At 67.6% G+C, this 16,710-nt stretch carries 14 protein-coding genes, 1 tRNA gene and 1 pseudogene; 6 read left to right on the top strand and 10 right to left on the bottom strand.

The genetic code is table 11. The features are described from left to right. The first annotated feature begins 74 nt into the window (after window positions 1–74). The gene (locus AC1DG4_RS09950; protein WP_477421210.1) at window positions 75–3,641 is read left to right on the top strand and encodes an SIR2 family protein; all 3,567 of its coding nucleotides are present in this window, start codon (window positions 75–77) and stop codon (window positions 3,639–3,641) included. A gap of 288 nt (window positions 3,642–3,929) precedes the next feature. On the opposite strand, the gene AC1DG4_RS09945 is transcribed toward AC1DG4_RS09950, so the two are convergent. Further along, the gene (locus AC1DG4_RS09945; RefSeq protein ID WP_477381972.1) at window positions 3,930–4,754 is read right to left on the bottom strand and encodes a hypothetical protein; all 825 of its coding nucleotides are present in this window, start codon (window positions 4,752–4,754) and stop codon (window positions 3,930–3,932) included. A 300-nt stretch (window positions 4,755–5,054) separates the two neighbouring features. Next, window positions 5,055–5,131, bottom strand: a tRNA-Pro gene (locus AC1DG4_RS09940). 119 nt (window positions 5,132–5,250) lie between these two features. Between AC1DG4_RS09940 and AC1DG4_RS09935 the strand changes: the two genes are divergently transcribed. The 4 genes from AC1DG4_RS09935 (at window position 5,251) to AC1DG4_RS09920 (ending at window position 8,588) form a co-directional block, all read left to right on the top strand. Further along, window positions 5,251–5,835, top strand: coding sequence for a GNAT family N-acetyltransferase (locus AC1DG4_RS09935; protein ID WP_477381973.1), 585 nt, complete (start codon window positions 5,251–5,253; stop codon window positions 5,833–5,835). A gap of 59 nt (window positions 5,836–5,894) precedes the next feature. Continuing rightward, window positions 5,895–6,614 carry a lysoplasmalogenase gene (locus AC1DG4_RS09930; protein ID WP_477381974.1) on the top strand — a complete coding sequence of 240 codons (720 nt, stop codon included), beginning with the start codon at window positions 5,895–5,897 and terminating at the stop codon, window positions 6,612–6,614. After that, the gene (locus AC1DG4_RS09925) at window positions 6,611–7,012 is read left to right on the top strand and encodes an RNA-binding S4 domain-containing protein (RefSeq protein ID WP_477381975.1); all 402 of its coding nucleotides are present in this window, start codon (window positions 6,611–6,613) and stop codon (window positions 7,010–7,012) included. The genes AC1DG4_RS09930 and AC1DG4_RS09925 overlap by 4 nt, the downstream gene beginning before the upstream one ends. 79 nt (window positions 7,013–7,091) lie before the next feature. Then, window positions 7,092–8,588 (top strand): HNH endonuclease signature motif containing protein, encoded by a 1,497-nt coding sequence (locus AC1DG4_RS09920; protein WP_477421209.1) that lies wholly within the window; start codon window positions 7,092–7,094, stop codon window positions 8,586–8,588. A gap of 12 nt (window positions 8,589–8,600) precedes the next feature. Here the strand turns inward: AC1DG4_RS09920 and AC1DG4_RS09915 are convergent, their stop codons facing one another. Continuing rightward, window positions 8,601–9,557, bottom strand: a complete 957-nt coding sequence (locus tag AC1DG4_RS09915; RefSeq protein ID WP_477381977.1) for an NUDIX domain-containing protein — start codon at window positions 9,555–9,557, stop codon at window positions 8,601–8,603. A gap of 74 nt (window positions 9,558–9,631) precedes the next feature. On the opposite strand from AC1DG4_RS09915, the pseudogene AC1DG4_RS09910 reads away from it, so the two are divergent. Continuing rightward, window positions 9,632–9,961 (top strand): annotated as a pseudogene (locus AC1DG4_RS09910) (GNAT family N-acetyltransferase); the annotation flags it as partial. A gap of 140 nt (window positions 9,962–10,101) precedes the next feature. Here the strand turns inward: AC1DG4_RS09910 and der are convergent. Genes der through AC1DG4_RS09875 form a run of 7 tightly spaced genes read right to left on the bottom strand, consistent with a single transcriptional unit; the run spans window position 10,102 to window position 16,604 of the window. After that, complete coding sequence (gene der / locus AC1DG4_RS09905; protein WP_477381979.1) at window positions 10,102–11,625, bottom strand: ribosome biogenesis GTPase Der; 1,524 nt, start codon at window positions 11,623–11,625, stop codon at window positions 10,102–10,104. Beyond that, window positions 11,618–12,346 (bottom strand): (d)CMP kinase, encoded by a 729-nt coding sequence (gene cmk, locus AC1DG4_RS09900; protein ID WP_477381980.1) that lies wholly within the window; start codon window positions 12,344–12,346, stop codon window positions 11,618–11,620. The genes der and cmk overlap by 8 nt, the downstream gene beginning before the upstream one ends. Beyond that, complete coding sequence (locus AC1DG4_RS09895; protein ID WP_477381981.1) at window positions 12,339–13,460, bottom strand: prephenate dehydrogenase; 1,122 nt, start codon at window positions 13,458–13,460, stop codon at window positions 12,339–12,341. The genes cmk and AC1DG4_RS09895 overlap by 8 nt, the downstream gene beginning before the upstream one ends. Further along, on the bottom strand, window positions 13,457–14,299 hold the full coding sequence (locus tag AC1DG4_RS09890; RefSeq protein ID WP_477381982.1) for a pseudouridine synthase: 843 nt from the start codon (window positions 14,297–14,299) through the stop codon (window positions 13,457–13,459). The genes AC1DG4_RS09895 and AC1DG4_RS09890 overlap by 4 nt, the downstream gene beginning before the upstream one ends. Further along, complete coding sequence (gene scpB, locus AC1DG4_RS09885) at window positions 14,296–14,886, bottom strand: SMC-Scp complex subunit ScpB (RefSeq protein ID WP_477421221.1); 591 nt, start codon at window positions 14,884–14,886, stop codon at window positions 14,296–14,298. The genes AC1DG4_RS09890 and scpB overlap by 4 nt, the downstream gene beginning before the upstream one ends. 19 nt (window positions 14,887–14,905) lie before the next feature. Continuing rightward, window positions 14,906–15,757, bottom strand: a complete 852-nt coding sequence (locus tag AC1DG4_RS09880; RefSeq protein WP_477381983.1) for a segregation and condensation protein A — start codon at window positions 15,755–15,757, stop codon at window positions 14,906–14,908. Then, on the bottom strand, window positions 15,741–16,604 hold the full coding sequence (locus AC1DG4_RS09875) for a ParA family protein (protein ID WP_477381984.1): 864 nt from the start codon (window positions 16,602–16,604) through the stop codon (window positions 15,741–15,743). Before AC1DG4_RS09875 ends, AC1DG4_RS09880 begins: the two co-directional genes overlap by 17 nt. Between the last annotated feature and the right edge of the window lie 106 nt (window positions 16,605–16,710).

Below are 16,710 nucleotides of genomic sequence, written 5' to 3'. Positions count from 1 at the left end.
TGGCGACTTGACGAGCTCCTCGCTTTTCACCTGTGTCGACCCTGCGGCACCACTATGCGGTAGTAAGTAGAGCTATGAGGATCACGGACGACGTCGACTTGCCCGAGGCTCTCATCACGGCGGCCGCCGCCGGGGATCTGGTTCTGTTCGTCGGTGCCGGAGCCTCCATGAACGCACCATCGGGACTCCCCTCGTTCGCCGAGCTAACGGCCCAGCTGGCCGCGGCGACGGGCGTCGAGTGGGACGAGCGACTGGAGCCGGATGCGTTCATCGGGCGATTGTGTGATTCCGATCCCACGGTGAGAGAGCGCGCCCGCGCGATCATTGCTACGCCGGTCTCGAAGCCCAACGACACACATCGCGCAATCGTTCGACTTAGTAGCGCCTGCGGCACCGTACGCATCGTGAGCACGAACTACGACGAGCACCTTTCGACCGCTGCCGCTGAGCTCGCGATTGAGGTTGGCGATGTCTACAGCGGCCCCGCGGTGCCGTTGGGGCGCGACTTCACGGGGCTCGTGTACCTCCATGGCCGTGTTTCGCGGCCCGCGGCAGAACTCGTGATCACCGACGATGATTTCGGCCGCGCGTACCTCTTTGACGGGTGGGCGCGGCGATTCGTCACGGATCTGTTTCTCAATCGCACTGTCCTGTTCGTCGGCTACAGCCACAGCGACGCCGTGATGAAGTATCTTGCACGAGGCCTGCCGCCCACGACGAAGAGATTCGCGCTCACAGACTCTCCGGACGACCCGAAGTGGCGCGACCTGCGCATCACCCCCATCGACTATCCGAAGGCGGCCGAACATGTCGCACTTACAACGGCGCTGGACGAATGGGCACGCCGACTTGAGATGGGCCAGCTCGACCATCGGGCCAGGGTCCACGAGATCGTCCGTGGTGGACCGCCCAAGTTGCCGGTAGAGGCTGACTATCTTGCCGCGGCCCTCAAGCTTCCCGCCGGCGTGAGAGCGTTCAGCGAGAAGGCGCGCGGAGAGGAGTGGCTTCTCTGGGCTGAGCAGCAGCCGGCGTTCTTGTCGTTGTTCACCTCGGGGCGGCACACGACCGACGAGAGCGAAGTATTGGCGCAGTGGTTCGCCGACCACTACGTGGCTGACGCCGAGATGACAGACCTGGCTCTGGCTACCCTCGCACGACAAGGGCCGATCGTGTGCGCTCGACTGCGCCAGGCGATTGCCTACGCCGCCTATGCCCTCCGCGAGTCCTCACCGGAATTGGCGACACGATGGTCCGTTATCGTGACAGCTGGTCTGCGTACACACGATGAAGATCCCGAGGAAACGTGGAACATCCTGCACCGATCGACGAGGCACGGCCTGTCCGTACTTCCTCTCCTGCGGCGCGCGCTCCGACCTCGGATTCAATTCAAAATCGAGCGCCCGTGGTTTCTCGAAGAGACTGAGGCACGCGACCGAACCAAGGCCAGTGTGAGGTGGTCCAGCTCCACGTCAGATCTGCGGCAACTCTGGGAGACAGTGCGCGAGGACCTCCCGGCGGACGCAACTTCCATCCTCCAGATATTCGAACAGTCTCTGAACGACGCATACGAGTTGCTGGCAACGTGCGAGCCGAACAGGTCTTGGGACAGTYGGTCCCATCGGCGCTCAGCTATTGAACCGCACGATCAAGATCGGTTACGAAGTTACGAAAGCACCCTGATCGACGCCCTTCGGGAAACGGGCATCATCTTGATCGGAACAGACGGCTCCATCATCGAACGTTGGCTCAAAAGCGACTTCGCGCTCTTCCGCCGGCTGGGTCTCCACCTTGTCACCGAGCATCCAACCATGAGAGCCCATGACAAGCTCGTGATGCTGCTTGCAGGACCGCATCTTTACGACATTCATAGTAAGCACGAGGTCTTTCGGCTCCTCGCGAGGATCGCGCCGAATCTGGAGGATCGCGATCGGAAGCTGCTCCTCGGACGTGTCCTCGAAGGTCCTCCGCCATTTGACCTCGATCCCGAGCGCGAAGAGCAACTCCACGAAAGATGCATCTTCGACATCGTCGAGTGGCTCACACGCTACGTCAGCGGATGGGACGACCTTGAACGCGCGGCCGCTGCGATCCGAGATCATCGACCGACCATCGGAGTGCGCCCGCATCCCGACTTCGACTATTGGATGGACTCGGGTGGCTGGGTCGAGGAGGCAGCACCGTTCTCCACCGACGAGTTTGTTGGAGCATTCGACGACCACGGTCCCGCGGGCGCCGTCGCGCTGGCAGTCAATCAGTCATACGCCGAAGACGCGCTGGATGGGCCGACCTGGCAGGGTGCGTGCGCCGTCGTGCAACAGGCGATCGAGAGCCGGCCGGACATTGGTCTGGCACTCCTCGGAGAGCCGATCGTCTCGGAGAACCCTGTACGAAAAAGCGACTTCAGGGCTTCAGTCATCACCGGGCTCGGCAATGCCAAGCTCACGGACCAGCAGATCGAACCGGCGCTCGCATCGCTGCTAGCCCTCGTCGCGGATGCGCGACTCGCCCGTTCGATCAGCGATCTCTGTCTCTCGGCTGTGGAGAGTGGCGCACCGGAGCACTCGGAGTCAGTGCTGGTTCGGCTCGATGAGCTGGCAAGCGCTGTGTGGGACACGCACGCTCCGGAATTGGAGGAACGCGACTCCCAAGATTGGCTGATGCTCGGACTCAACACGTGGCCCGGAGTTCTCGCACAATATTGGGTCAACCGTGTGCGCGTGCGGTGGACAGCCGAGGGGGACGATTGGCGAGGGCTTTCCACGGCCGACAAGGAAGCCGCGGCGAGGCTGCTGGATCCCGCTGACTACGCAACTCGCGCGAGTTTGGCGATCATCGCCGCGGACACATACTTCCTATTCGGTGCTGATCCCACGTTTGCACGCGAGCACCTCTTTCCATTGTTCGAGGCCACGACAGGCGAAAGAGCGACCCAAGCCTGGAAGAGCTACCTCCACCACCCCCGAGCCAACGATGCGATGCTGGAGGCCGGCTTCTGGCAGCAGCTGACTTCGGCCCATGATCTGATCGCTGGCCTGGGCTCCGAGCACGGTCTTGAGCGCCAGTACTGGTGGATGATGGCGTCAATCTGCATCCGATCGGGGGCAGCAGACGGTGTCGATGCGCCGGCTTTTCTCGCCAGCCTCACCGAGCCTGCGCAAGTTTGTGGCTTCATCAGTGCGATGGCCGATGTGCTCCACGACATCGACGAAGCGGAGTCGACGAACGCTTGGACTGCGTGGCTTGCCAAAAGCGTCCGAGTTCGCCTCTCTCAACCGATCAGCATGATTCCCGCGCAGGAACGCACAGCGTGGGGCGACATGGCGCTCCGCACGCCCAGCGGCATCACCTTGGAGACACTCGAAGTCACGGACTTAGCGCCGGGACCGCTCGGGGAGCACACCACGTTTGACGACCTGCCGGCCGAGATCATTCGCACGCATCCGGACAAGATTGCCCAGATCATCACCCGTCGCCTCGCACTGATGAGCCAATCTGATTGGCACATCGCTCACGAATTGCAATCAGTCGCAGGCCTGCTCAAGGAGAGCGGCGTCAGCGATCTGGAACTTCGAAACCTCGCGGAACATGCGATACGCATCGGTGTCCACAGCGCCGCGTCCTGGGCCGACGACGTCACCTGAGAACCCGGAAAGCCGGAGTCAAGCGGAACCAACGCCTGTAGGTCGGATCAACCATTGTGGCGCGTTCCGCAGTGGCAGTTCGCCGTTGCGCGGTCGGTAGGCGAGCCTTCAGAGAGACCTTCTGGGCGCCCGGTTCCACCAGGCTGAGTGGGGTGCCGCCGATCAGTGGGTGGTCTTACTGAGTGTTATGCCGTTCGAAGGGCATGCCGCGTATGACTCGGAAGGCACCTCGGTGGCCGCCAGCGCGTCACTCTCTCACGGCCCTAACCTCATCGTGGTCGGCGGCCGTCAAACCATGGGGCGCTGGTTCTGATGCTCCTCGGTTGCGTACCGCAGGAAGAACGCGACTGTGGTTTCCAGATCGGTGACGGCGATCTCAAGGAAGTTCGCGTAGACGCTCATACTGATCGGATGCTCCGAAGGATTCCGCACCGAATGCGGGCCAACCCCGATGCCCGCTGAGATCGGGACGTTTCCGTGGGACACGCCCGCGCAAGCCATCCAGCACGACTCCATCAAAGTGGGATAGCTCGGTCGCACAGCGCGGCTTGCTTCCCGAACGACGCCGCTCAACGCCACCCTCTTCGACGTCGTCACCTTCTCCGGGTCAAGCCCCTTGATCGGCTCCGCGATCTCGTGGATCGTCTCTTCAAGGTCATACACCGCGCTGAGATCCGGATTTGCGTTAGCAACGACCGCCATGTCAACAGCGCTCTGGGTGTCCCACCACATCCGCTTGAGGAATCGCTCAACCCGGACACGATGAGACGGGTCCGCGATGAGCCAATGTGCTGTCGCTATGCACTCGATCGCGACTCTCAGCACAACGAACGACGTCAGAGCCGGGGTACGACCGTCGCAGGCAGATCCGATGTAGTGCTGTGCCAGTCGGAGTTGAGTCCGCACCATGTCCGATGGGAGGAACGTTTCCTCGAAGCAGCGATCAACCGCTGACGCACGACCTCCAGGGATCACTTTCACAGTGTCAATAAGCTCGCCCACCTCTTCCAGGCGGGCCCGGGCGACACGTACATGATCTTGCGGGTCAGGTTCCTGAATCCGCGCTTCAAAGAACGCAGAGATGCGCCCCAACTCCTCCTCATCGATCTCCACAGGTTCAGGCTACGTCGAACGCCGCTGACACCCCCCGCCGACGCAAGGACGAACAGGCGCATCTCCGGAGATGCGTTGGGCCACCTCGCCGCCATTCGGCGCCGAGGCTCTCGATTGCGGCCAGTCCGGAGGGCATTGGTCCCCTTTTGGTCCCCGTCGCCCACAGGCCACCCGACAGAGGCGCCCCTATGGGGTGCCTGACGGCTGGACTCGACTCCCAGGGGACCACATGGGGACCACCTGAACGAACCCCAGATATGACTAGCCCTGGTGAGATTTACCGTCTCACCAGGGCCCTTGTGGTCGGGCTGACAGGATTTGAACCTGCGACCCCTTGACCCCCAGTCAAGTGCGCTACCAAGCTGCGCCACAGCCCGTGGACGACCGCACCGAAGCGCGGGCAACTCGACCATCCTAGCCGACTCGAGGAGCGTCCGCGAAACCGGGTGAGGCGCCGGGCGCGGCGCGTGTCGCCGGCCCCGCGTATCGTCAAGACATGTCAGCAATCACGACGAAGGCAGCGACGCCCACGGAGTGGGAGGACGTGCAGCGCACGCTCACCGGAGGCGGCGACGGCGCCTCGTGCCAGTGCGTGTGGCCGGTGCTGCGTAACAAGGACTGGAACGCCACGACGAAGGACCAGCGCGTCAGGATCCTGCGGGACGAGATCACGACCGGTCCCCCGCCGGGCATCGTCGCGTACGTCGACGGTGAGGCCGCCGGCTGGATCCGCATCGGGCCGCGCCCGGCGCAAGCTCGCCTCGCCTATACGCGCAACATCGTCGCCGCGACGCAGGAGCCGCTCGACGATGGCAGCGTGTGGGCGGTGACGTGCTTCTCCGTGCGGCGCGACCATCGCGGACAGGGGTTGAACGCTGCCCTCCTCGGAGCCGCCGTCGACTACGCGCGCGAGTCCGGCGCCCGCGTCATCGAGGGCTACCCCGTCGACACGGCCGCGATGAAGGTGTCCTCGAACGAGCTGTTCCATGGCGCGCTGTCGACCTTCCTCACCGCCGGATTCTCGGTCGTCGGCGAGCTGCGATCCGGGCGCCCCCTGGTGAGCATCGACCTCGCGGGATAGTCGTGAACGCCGATACGACAGCGTCGGCCCGCGCATCTCCTCGCTCCTACGATGGAGGGATGCAGAGCCGCACCCGACTTCGCGCCCTGTGGCCGTTCGCGCCGTACCTCGTCGTCGCCCTGGTCCATGTGATCGTCCTCGCCGCCCACAGCCCTCTCGCGGTTCCGACGAAGGCGCTGCTCATGCCGCTACTCGCGGTCCCTGTCGCGCTCACCTGGAAGACCCTGGCGCCGCGCGGAGCCACGGTCTTGCTGATCGCCGCCCTGTTCTTCTCCTGGCTCGGCGACGAGGCCGGGCTGTTCTTCCCCTTCGCCCCGGAACTGCCGCTCATGCTGGGCTTCTTCGGGCTCGCGCACGTCGCCTACATCCTGCTGTTCCTCCGCCACCTGCGCGTGCGCCGGCTGCCGCTCTGGACAGTGGTCTACCTGCTCTGGTGGCTGTTCATGATCGCGATCCTCGGACCGCACACCGGATCCCTGTTCGCGGCGGTCGCCGTGTACGGGGTCGTGCTCGCCGGGACGGCGGCGACCTCGGCGCGCTGCCACGCGATCGTCGCTTGGGGTGGCGTCTTCTTCCTCTCCAGCGACACGATCCTGGCCTTCCGACTGTTCCTGCCCGACACGATGCCCGACTGGACGAGCCCCGCCGTCATGGTCACCTACACGATCGGGCAGGGCTTGATCGTCGCCGGCGCGCTCCTGACCCTGCGGCGCGGCGAGGCCCGCCAGACGCCGGTCGGCGCCGGTGCGATCGACCGCGGCACGGAGGCGCTCGCATGAACACGGATCCCTGGGCCAGCGGCCCCGTACGCATCGACAGCTGGCTCTGGGCTGTGCGCGTGTTCAAGACCCGTTCCGCAGCGACGACCGCGTGCCGCGCCGGCCACGTGCGACTCAACGGAGACCGCGTCAAGGCATCGCAGAGCGTGAAGATCGGCGACGAGCTGCGCATCAGGATCAGTGGGTTCGATCGGATCCTGATCGTGCGCCAGACCCTGGTCAAGCGCGTCGGCGCTCCCTTGGCCGCCGTCGCCGCCGAGGATCGCACGCCGGCCCGCGATCCGATGGCCGCCGCGGGCTTGCGGGATCGCGGAGCAGGGCGCCCGACCAAACGCGAACGCCGCGACATCGATCGGCTGCGCGGGCGCGATCCCGATGGCGAGCGCACCGGTCACTAGTCGATAATTCCAATGCGATCAGGGAGAAAAGTTATCCACACCCCCTCCTGAGTTCGAAGTTCTGTTCTATAATGGGAGCATGAACAAAGCCCCGCTCCGGCCCGCCGCAGATCGCGGCGCGCTGCTGGATGCGTGGGTGACGAAGCGGGCCGAGATCGCACGACTCGAGGGCGRGGCTTCCGAGCTGCTAGCCGCCAGGGCGGTGATCTTCGACGAGGATGTTCGCGCCGATCCGCAGCACCGTGACATGATCCGCCGGTCGATGATCGCGGAGTACTCCGCCGCAGGGCGCATCTCCAAGACCGCCGCGGAACTCGGTTTCAACGACGCTGCCGCCCTGAGCGAGTTCTTCCCCGCACTGCGTCATGCCCTGCAGCAGGGCGCGATCACGGCTCAGCACGTCCGCGTGCTGGTTGCTGCCGCCGCGCCCGTTCGTGAGGCGGTGCTCAACGGCGACCTCGACGCCGAGGCGCTCACGGTGTACGAAACCGCCGCCATCACGGTCGCCGAGCACGAGACGCCGGCGCGCACCCGTCCGTACGCTCGGCAGATCGCGGCGACCCTCGCGGGAGAGAGCATCCGGGAGCGCCACGCCAGGGCGGCATCCGAACGTCAGATCACCGTCCGCCCCCTCGACGACGGACTGGCTCTACTGACGGCGGTGCTGCCGGAGGTATATGCCGTCGCGATCATGGATCGCCTCCGCAGCCTTGCGACGGCCGTCGCGGCCACCGGTCGGAGCGCTCACGAGAACGACCTCGGTCTGATCTTCGCCGACCCGATCACGGAACGCTTCGCGGGCGCGGATCCCGAGGAGTTCCCCTTCCCCGAGGATCTCCTGCCCGACGATCCTCGGCTGCAGACGTACGACCGCATCGCAGCGGCAGGAACCTACGCCCTCGACCCGGATCACGACCTTCACGATCCCGAGACCGACACCTGCGAAGCCACGAAGGTCGGGCCCGACGCCCGACCGGAGTTCATCGCGGCGGACGGACGCACCCGCCGCGAGATCGAGGCCGACACCTTCATCGACCTGCTGCTCGCCGCGACTCCCTCCGAGGCTCTCGGCACGGGACTGGAACGGATCACCGCGACGGTGCAAGTGACGATCTCCGCCACCACCCTCGCCGGAGAGGACGACCGACTCGCCGAACTCGATGGACACGGCCCTCTGCATCCCGACATCGCCCGCGATCTCGCCCATCACGCCCGCGGATGGAACCGGCTGTTCCTGGATGACACCGGGATGGTCACCAAGGTCGACCGCTACACGCCGACCACCGCGATGAAACGGTTCCTGAGGGCGAGGGATCAGCGCTGCCGCTTCCCGGGCTGCCACACTCCCGCCCTCCGCTGCGAGATCGATCACAATCACGACTACGCCCTGGGCGGGCTCACCGAGATCACCAACCTGAGCGACTTCTGTCCAGGGCATCACGCGCTCAAACATCCGGATGTCGACGAGGGCCACCGCTGGACCGCGCGGCAGCTCCCCGACGGCTCCCTGCGCTGGACCAGTCCGATCGGCCGCGCCTACGACGATCGCGCCCCACGACGCGTCATGTTCGTCTGAGACCCGCCGGTACTAGTCCGCCGGCAATGCAGCCTCGTCCAGTTGCTCGAGCAGCCAGCTCACCGGCTGCACCTCGGCCGGACCACCATCGCCCGTCAGCTCCTCGATCCGCGCGGTCAGGCCGCGATCGCTCGTGACGACGAACACGCGATCGCCCGCTGCCACACGCTCGCCGGCGACAGCGACGATCGTGTCATCGCCCGCCGCGGGAGCACGCACGATCTCGACCGCGCACGCCACGTCGGCACTGTCCGCCGGATCGGCGACCTCGCGTGCCGCCCCTTCCGCGACGAGCACGACCCGCGGATGCCAGCGCGTCGAATCCAGCGCGACCCGCTCGGCCGAGACACCGCGCCGCGCCCAGGCGTCCAGCCGGTCGCGAAGGCGCGCGGTCGCTCCCGCACGGTCCTTCCACCAGCCGTCCGGCACGGATCCGACCACGTTCGCCGCGTCCACCACGACCACTGGCCGCACGCCCAGCAGCGCCCGCAGTTCGGGCCATGACTCGGCGAAACCGGGATGCAGCGGACGGTGGTCCACCTCGTCGACTGGCACCCATTGCAGCGCGAGGCTCTCCGGATCACTGATCACCGGCTCGAACGGTGTCACCACGTCCGCGACGACGGTCGTGTAGCTCCAGATACCCAGATCCAGCACGCTCTCGAACTGCGCGCGGACGGCGCCGTCCGGCACGCCGGCCTCCTCCTGCGCCTCGCGGATCGCGCCCTCACGAGCGGACTCGCCATGATGCAGCGCTCCGCCGGGCAGCGCCCAGGTGCCGCCGTGGTGGCTCCACGCGACTCTGTGCTGCAGCAGCACGCCGCGCTCCCTGTCGTGGGCGAGCAGCCCTGCCGCGCCGTACCGGCCCCAGTACCGCTCCCCTGTCGGCGCCACCACCCAGGCATCGCCGCTGTTCAGCGGCCCGTGAGGGCGCCGGGGTTCGCCGGGTTCCGGGGGAACGATCGTCACCCCTCCACCCTTTCACACGCCGTCGAGGGGTGGCCCTGTGCGACGGCTCATTGCACGCCTTCGCCGTTGCAAGAATGGACGGTATGAACGACGCCTACGAAGTGGACGACGATCCCTCCCGCATCCAGATCGAAGCCGTGTGGACGTGGCTCTCGACGGAGGTCTACTGGGGTCGCTGGCGCACGCGCGCCGACGTCGAGGCCCAGCTCGCGACCGCCTGGCGCGTCGTCGGCGTCTATCGCGCCGGGACCGGCGAGCAGGTCGGTTTCGCGCGCGCGGTCTCGGACGGCGTCGGCTTCGCCTACCTCGCCGACGTCTACGTCGACCACGAGCACCGCGGCCACGGCCTCGGCAAGCGCCTGATGCAACTCATGATCGACGACGGCCCCGGCGCGGACATGCGCTGGACGCTGTTCACGAGCGACGCGCACGGCCTCTACCGGCAGTTCGGATTCACCGAACCCGACCGCACGGCAATGGTGCGCGCCTCCCGCCAGGGCTACAGGACAGGAACGGCGCCGACCCTGGAGTCGGCGCCGTATCCTCAGCGCTGCCGGCGCTCGCGCACCCGCATGTTGATCACGATCGGGGTGCCTTCGAAGTCGTACAGCTCGCGCAGCCTGCGCTGGATGAACCGGCGATACCCCGGGTCGAGGAAGCCGGTCGTGAACAGCACGAATGTCGGCGGACGCGTGGTCGCCTGGGTACCGAACAGGATCCGGGGCTGCTTGCCGCCGCGCAGCGGGTGCGGGTGTGCGGCGACCAGCTCGGAGAGGAAGGCGTTGAACTTGCCGGTCGGGATCCGGCGGTCCCAGTTCTCCAGCGCGGTCTCCAGCGCCGGGACCAGCTTGTCCAGGTGACGACCGGTCTTCGCCGAGATGTTCACGCGCGGAGCCCAGGCGACGTGCGCCAGGTCCTGCTCGATCTCGCGCTCCAGGTACCGGCGACGGTCCTGGTTCTCCATGTCGTCGTCGAACAGACGGTCCCACTTGTTGAACGCGAGCACGAGCGCGCGGCCCGACTCCAGCACCATGTCGATGATGTTCAGATCCTGAACGCTGATCGACTGGCTCACATCGAGCACGACGACGGCCACCTCGGCCTTCTCCAGCGCCGTGGACGTGCGCAGCGACGCGTAGAAGTCCGCGCCCTGCTGCAGGTGCACGCGGCGGCGGATGCCGGCGGTGTCGACGAGGCGCCACAGCTTGCCGCCCAGCTCCACGACCTCGTCCACGGGGTCGCGTGTGGTGCCCGCGAGCTCGTTGACGACGACGCGCTCCTCCCCCGCAGCCTTGTTCAGGAGCGAGGACTTGCCGACGTTCGGCCGGCCCAGGATCGCGACGCGGCGCGGTCCGCCGATCTCGCCCTTGGCGACGGCGGAGACCTCGGGCAGCTTCTCCATGATCGCGTCGAGGAGGTCTGCGACTCCGCGTCCGTGGATTGCGGACACGGGGTACGGCTCGCCGAGACCCAGGTTCCACAGCGCGGCGGCCTCGGGCTCCTGCCGGGCGTCGTCGATCTTGTTCGCGACCAGGAAGACGGGCTTGCCGCTCTTGCGCAGCAGCTTCACGACGTGCTCGTCGGTCGAGGTGGCGCCGACCATCGCGTCGACGACGAACATCACCACGTCGCAGAGGTCGATCGCGACCTCTGCCTGCGCGGCGACCGAGCGGTCGATGCCCTTCGCGTCGGGCTCCCAGCCACCGGTGTCGACCAGCGTGAAGCGCCGGTCCATCCACTCGCCCTTGTACGTGACGCGGTCGCGCGTGACGCCGGGGGTGTCCTCCACGACCGCCTCGCGACGGCCCAGGATCCGGTTCACGAGCGCGGACTTGCCGACGTTCGGCCGGCCCACGATCGCGATGACCGGCAGGGCGGGCAGGAACTCGATCCCGTCCTCGCCCGCGACGAGACCCGCGAGCAGCTCGGCGTCCTCGTCGTCCAGGTCGTAGTCCTCGAGGCCCGCGCGCAGGGTCGCGGCGCGCGACTCCACGAGCTCCGCGTCCATCGCGTCCAGCTTCTCGGCAAGACGGTCTTCGCCGCCCTCGTATTCTTCTTCGTCAGCCATTGTCGGCTCCTCGCTGCGCTCCGGGCGCACGTCGCTCGATCACCGCGATCACGGCATCGATGGTCTCCTCGAAGTCGAGGTCGGTCGAATCCACGACCTCCACTCCTTCCGCGGCGGTGAGGAAGTCCACCACCGCGCTGTCCTTGGCGTCGCGGTGGTGCAGAGCAGCGGCGACCGCCCCTGCATCCTCCGCGTCGAGTTCCGCGGCCCGGCGCGCTGCGCGCACCTCAGGTGCCGCGGTGAGCAGGATCCGCACGGGGGCGTCCGGGGCGACCACGGTCGTGATGTCGCGCCCCTCCACCACCACGGCGGGGTATTCGGCCGCTCGGGCGATCCGGCGGAACGCGTCGTTCACCTGCGCGCGCACGGCCGGCACGCGTGCCACGCCGCTCACGGCGCCCGTGACGCGCGGGTCGCGGATCGCGCCCGTCACATCCGTCGCGCCGACGTGCACGAGACGGTCGTCGGGGTCGAGCCCCTGCGCGAACGGGAAGTCGGCGGCGGCGGCCAGCACCGCTGCCTCGTCGGCGGTGTCGTCACCGCGGTCCAGGACGTGCCAGGCCAGCGCGCGGTACGCGGCGCCCGTGTCCAGGAATCCGTAGCCGAGGCGTCGTGCCACGGCCTTGGACACGCTGGACTTCCCGGATCCGGCCGGGCCGTCGATCGCGACGATGAAAGGCGCCTGCGCCGCGGTCCCTGAGCCTGTCGAAGGGTCAGTCATCGGGCATGCTCGCAATCCGCCATCCCCTGGCCTCCAGTCCTTCGACGGCGCCGCGGAGCGCGGCCGGCGTCACGCTGATCTCCGCGAGGCCGAACTGTGCACCAGGCGAGTGCTCCAGGCGCAGGTCCTCGACGTTCACCTCGAGCTCGCCGAGTTCGCCGAAGAGGCGGCCGAGCTGACCCGCGGTGTCGTCGATCATCACCACGAACGACTCGAACCGGCGGTTCTGGCCGTGCTTGCCCGGCAGCCGCTCGACGCCCTCGTTGCCGTGCCGGATCGCCTCGGCGACGGTGCGCCGGGATCCGGTGCGGTCGGGCTCGCGCAGCGCGTCGGCCACCTCGGCGAGGTCCGCCGCGAGCGCGTCCAGCACCGACACGACGGGGGCCGCGTTCGCGCCGAGGATCTGCACCCACAGCTCGGGGGCGGAGGCGGCGATGCGCGTGGTGTCGCGCACGCCCTGGCCGGCGAGGCGGAGAGAACCGTCCTCGGCGTCGGCGAGGCGGGCGGCGAGCAGGCTCGCCACGACCTGAGGAACATGCGAGGTCAGCGCGACCGCGCGGTCGTGCTCCTCCGGAGTCATCTCGAGCGGCATCGCCTCGAGGTCGAGAGCCAGGCCTTCGACGAGCGCGAGATCCGCCGCGCGGGTCTCCTCGTCGCGGCAGACCACCCACGGGCGGCCGATGAAGATGTCGGCGCGCGCCGAGATCGCTCCCCCGCGCTCGCGACCGGCGAGCGGATGGGATCCGATGTACCGCGTCAGATCGACGCCGCGCGCGCGGAGCACGCGCAGCGGCTCAAGCTTGACGCTCGCGACATCGGTGACCACGGCTTCCGGGAACCGCGTCAGCTCGGCCTCGATGACGTCGGCCGTCACGTCCGGCGGCACGGCGACGACCACGAGCGACGGGGCGTCATCCTCCCGGGCGGCGCGACCTGCACCGTAGTCGATGGCGAGCCGCAGCTGCGCAGGAGAGGTGTCGGCGAGGGCGACGTCGACGCCCTTCGCGGTCAGGGCGTGCCCGATGCTGGCGCCGAGAAGCCCCGCGCCCACGATCCGGATGGTTCCGGAAAGTCGCGCGGCACGCTCGTTCGGCGTCCTGCTCGTGTCGCTCACTCGTTCTCCTGCGCGTCTCCCCGCGCGGCGTCGGTCCCCGAGGCCGTCGAGGGGTTCGAAGCGCCCTCGGCCGGGGAATCCTGGCGCGACAGGGTCAGAAGCGCGCCGAGTTCGATTTTAGTCAGTTCGCGGGACTTCCCCGCCGGGAGCGTTCCCAGGTGCAGCGGGCCGAACTGACGTCGCACGAGTTCGGTGACCGGGTGACCGACCGCGGCGAGCATCCGGCGCACGATCCGATTGCGTCCGGAGTGCAGGGTGAGCTCGACGAGACTTGATCCCGCCCTGGTCGCCGAGCCCGTCGAGGCGTCCAGCAGCCTCGCCTTGTCGGCCGCGATCACTCCGTCTTCGAGCTCGATGCCCTTCGTGAGCTTCGCGATCGTCTGCGCGGTGACGACGCCCTCGACCTTGGCGATGTAGACCTTGGTCACGCCGAAGGAGGGGTGCGCGAGCACGTGCGCGAGGTCGCCGTCGTTAGTGAGGATGAGCAGCCCGCTGGTCTCCGCGTCCAGGCGCCCCACGTTGTAGAGGCGCTCCTCGTAGTCCTTCGTGAAGCGGCGCAGATCCGGGCGCCCGTTCTCGTCCTTCATCGTGCTGACCACGCCGGTGGGCTTGTTCAGCATGACGTAGCGCTTGCCGGTGTCCAGCTGCACCGCGGTGCCGTCGACATCGACCAGATCGTTCTCCGGGTCGATCCGTCGGCCGAGCTCCGTGACGACGGATCCGTTCACCCGGATGCGTCCTTCGACGATGTACTGCTCGATCACGCGTCGCGATGCGACACCGGCGTTCGCGAGCACCTTCTGCAGGCGCACGCCCTCAGGGAGTTCGGTCGTCATCATGCCCTTTCACTGAATCCTTCTGAGCCGTCGTCGAGCAGCGGCGAGATCGGCGGCAGCTCGTCGAGCGAATTGATGCCGAGGTTCTGCAGCAGCGCGTCGGTCGTGCCGTAGTTGATCGCCCCGGTCTCGGAGTCCTGGAAGAGCTCGGTGATGAGCCCGCGGCCGAGCAGCGTGCGCACCACCGAGTCGACGTTGACGGCGCGGATCGAGGCGACCTGACTGCGGGTGACCGGCTGCTTGTAGGCGATCACCGCGAGCGTTTCGAGCGCGGCCTGGGACAGCCGCGCCGGAGCCTGCCCGCCCACGAAGTCGGCGACGAGATCGTCGTAGTCCTCGCGCACGTACAGCCGCCAGCCTCCGCCGACCTCGCGCAGCTCGAAGCCGCGACGAGGACCCTGCCCCCGCCCGTCGTACTCGTCGACGAGGGACYCGATCGCCTGCCGCACCGCGGGCACGGGCGCGCTGACGGCAGCGGCGAGGGAGACGAGGCTGTGCGGCTCGTCGATGATGAGCAGGATCGCCTCGAGCTTCTCCGTGAGCGGCTGCTCCACGGTCATGGTGCCCACGGGCGCAGCGTCGTCGGTCATGGTGTCATCGGTCATGGTGTCATCGGTCATAGTCGGCTCCCAACGTCGCCAGCATCTCGTCGGTCCAGTGCTCGGCAGACCATCGCAGGGTCAGCTCGCCGAGCGGCTCGAGCTGTTCGAAGGAGAGCGCCGCATGCCGGTACAGCTCGAGTACGGACAGAAAACGCGCCACCACGATCCCCGGCTCCACAGCCCCCGCCACGATCTCACGGAACGTCACGGATTCCGCGCTGCGCAGCAGCGTCACCACGATCGCGGCCTGTTCCCGGATGCTGACGAGCGGCGCGTGCAGGTGGTCGAGGCCGACCGTCGGGATCTCCTTCGGCGCGAACGCGAGCAGGGCGAGCGTGCCGAAGTCGGCGGTGCTGAGCGTCCACACCAGCTCCGGCGTGCGTGCGCGGTGCTTCTCGTCCAGCCGCACCGCGCGGGCGTGGCGCCGATCCTCGTACTGCAGGCTGCGCGCGAACCAGGTCGAGACCTCTTTGAACGCCCGATACTGCAGCAAACGCGCGAACAGCAGATCCCTGGCCTCCAGGAGCGCGACGGACTCGGCGTCCACGAGCTCGCCCTGCGGCAGGAGCCCGGCGACCTTCATGTCGAGCAGGGTCACCGCGACGACGAGGAACTCGCTGGTCTCGTCGAGGTCGTCCCCTGAGCCTGTCGAAGGGTCGGATCCGAGGTCCCGCAGGTACGCGATGAACTCGTCGGTGACCCTGCTCAGCGACACCTCCGTGATGTCCATCTCGTGCTTCGAGATGAGGTTCAGCAGCAGGTCGAACGGCCCGTCGAAGTTCGACAGGGAGACACGGAACCCGGACTCGGGCTCGGGGATAGGGGCGTCCTCGGGGATCGCGTCAGGCGACGGCGCCACGAGCGACCAGCTCCCGGGCCAGTCGCAGGTACGCCTGTGCGGCGGGATGCTCCGGCGCGAACTCGGTGATCGGCACCCCCGACACCGAGGCGTCGGGGAACTTGACAGTGCGCCCGATCACGGTCTCCAGCACGTCGTCGCCGAACGCCTCGACCACGCGCTCCAGCACCTCGCGGGAGTGCAGAGTCCGCGCGTCGTACATCGTCGCGAGCAGGCCGTCGAGAGTGATCGAGGGGTTGAGGCGGTCGCGCACCTTGTCGATCGTCTCGACGAGCAGGGCGACGCCGCGCAACGCGAAGAACTCGCACTCGAGCGGGATCAGCACGCCGTGCGCGGCCGTGAGGGCGTTCACCGTGAGCAGGCCCAGCGAAGGCTGGCAGTCGATCAGGATGACGTCGTACTCCCCCGCCACCTGGCGCAGCACGCGCGAGAGGATCGTCTCGCGCGCGACCTCGTTGACGAGGTGCACCTCGGCGGCGGACAGGTCGATGTTCGCGGGGATCAGATCCAGTCCCTCGACGTGCGTGTGCACGATCGCATCGTGAGGGTCGCGCTTGGTGTCCAGCAGCAGGTCGTAGACCGTGGGGATGTCGTGCGTGGGGATCCCGAGACCCGCCGACAGGGCGCCCTGCGGGTCGAAGTCGACGGCGAGCACCTTGCGCCCGTACTCGGCGAAGGCGGCGGCGAGGTTGATCGACGTCGTGGTCTTTCCGACGCCGCCCTTCTGGTTGCAGAGGGCGATGATCCGCGCGGGACCGTGCACCTTCAGCGGAGCGGGGATGGGGAAGCCCTGGTAGGGACGCCCGGTCGGCCCGATCGGGGTGTCGTCCTTCGTCTTCTTCGCCACGTTTCTCCTGCTCGTCGTGCTCGATCGATCATAGCCGCCGACGAGGTTCCAGCCAGGGCCCCACACGCCGTTCCGCCCGATCAGCGGGCGCGCATGCGCTCCTTCG

Source organism: Microbacterium sp. 05N427 (assembly GCF_056397105.1).
This window is presented reverse-complemented; position numbering and strand designations above follow the sequence as displayed.

Excerpts from the sequence above, each read along its gene's own strand:
- AC1DG4_RS09925 (WP_477381975.1), top strand. The coding sequence starts at position 6,611 with ATGAACACGGATCCCTGGGCCAGCGGCCCCGTACGCATCGACAGCTGG.
- AC1DG4_RS09890 (WP_477381982.1), bottom strand. The coding sequence starts at position 14,299 with ATGATGACGACCGAACTCCCTGAGGGCGTGCGCCTGCAGAAGGTGCTC.
- cmk (WP_477381980.1), bottom strand. The coding sequence starts at position 12,346 with ATGACTGACCCTTCGACAGGCTCAGGGACCGCGGCGCAGGCGCCTTTC.
- AC1DG4_RS09935 (WP_477381973.1), top strand. The coding sequence starts at position 5,251 with ATGTCAGCAATCACGACGAAGGCAGCGACGCCCACGGAGTGGGAGGAC.
- AC1DG4_RS09930 (WP_477381974.1), top strand. The coding sequence starts at position 5,895 with ATGCAGAGCCGCACCCGACTTCGCGCCCTGTGGCCGTTCGCGCCGTAC.
- der (WP_477381979.1), bottom strand. The coding sequence starts at position 11,625 with ATGGCTGACGAAGAAGAATACGAGGGCGGCGAAGACCGTCTTGCCGAG.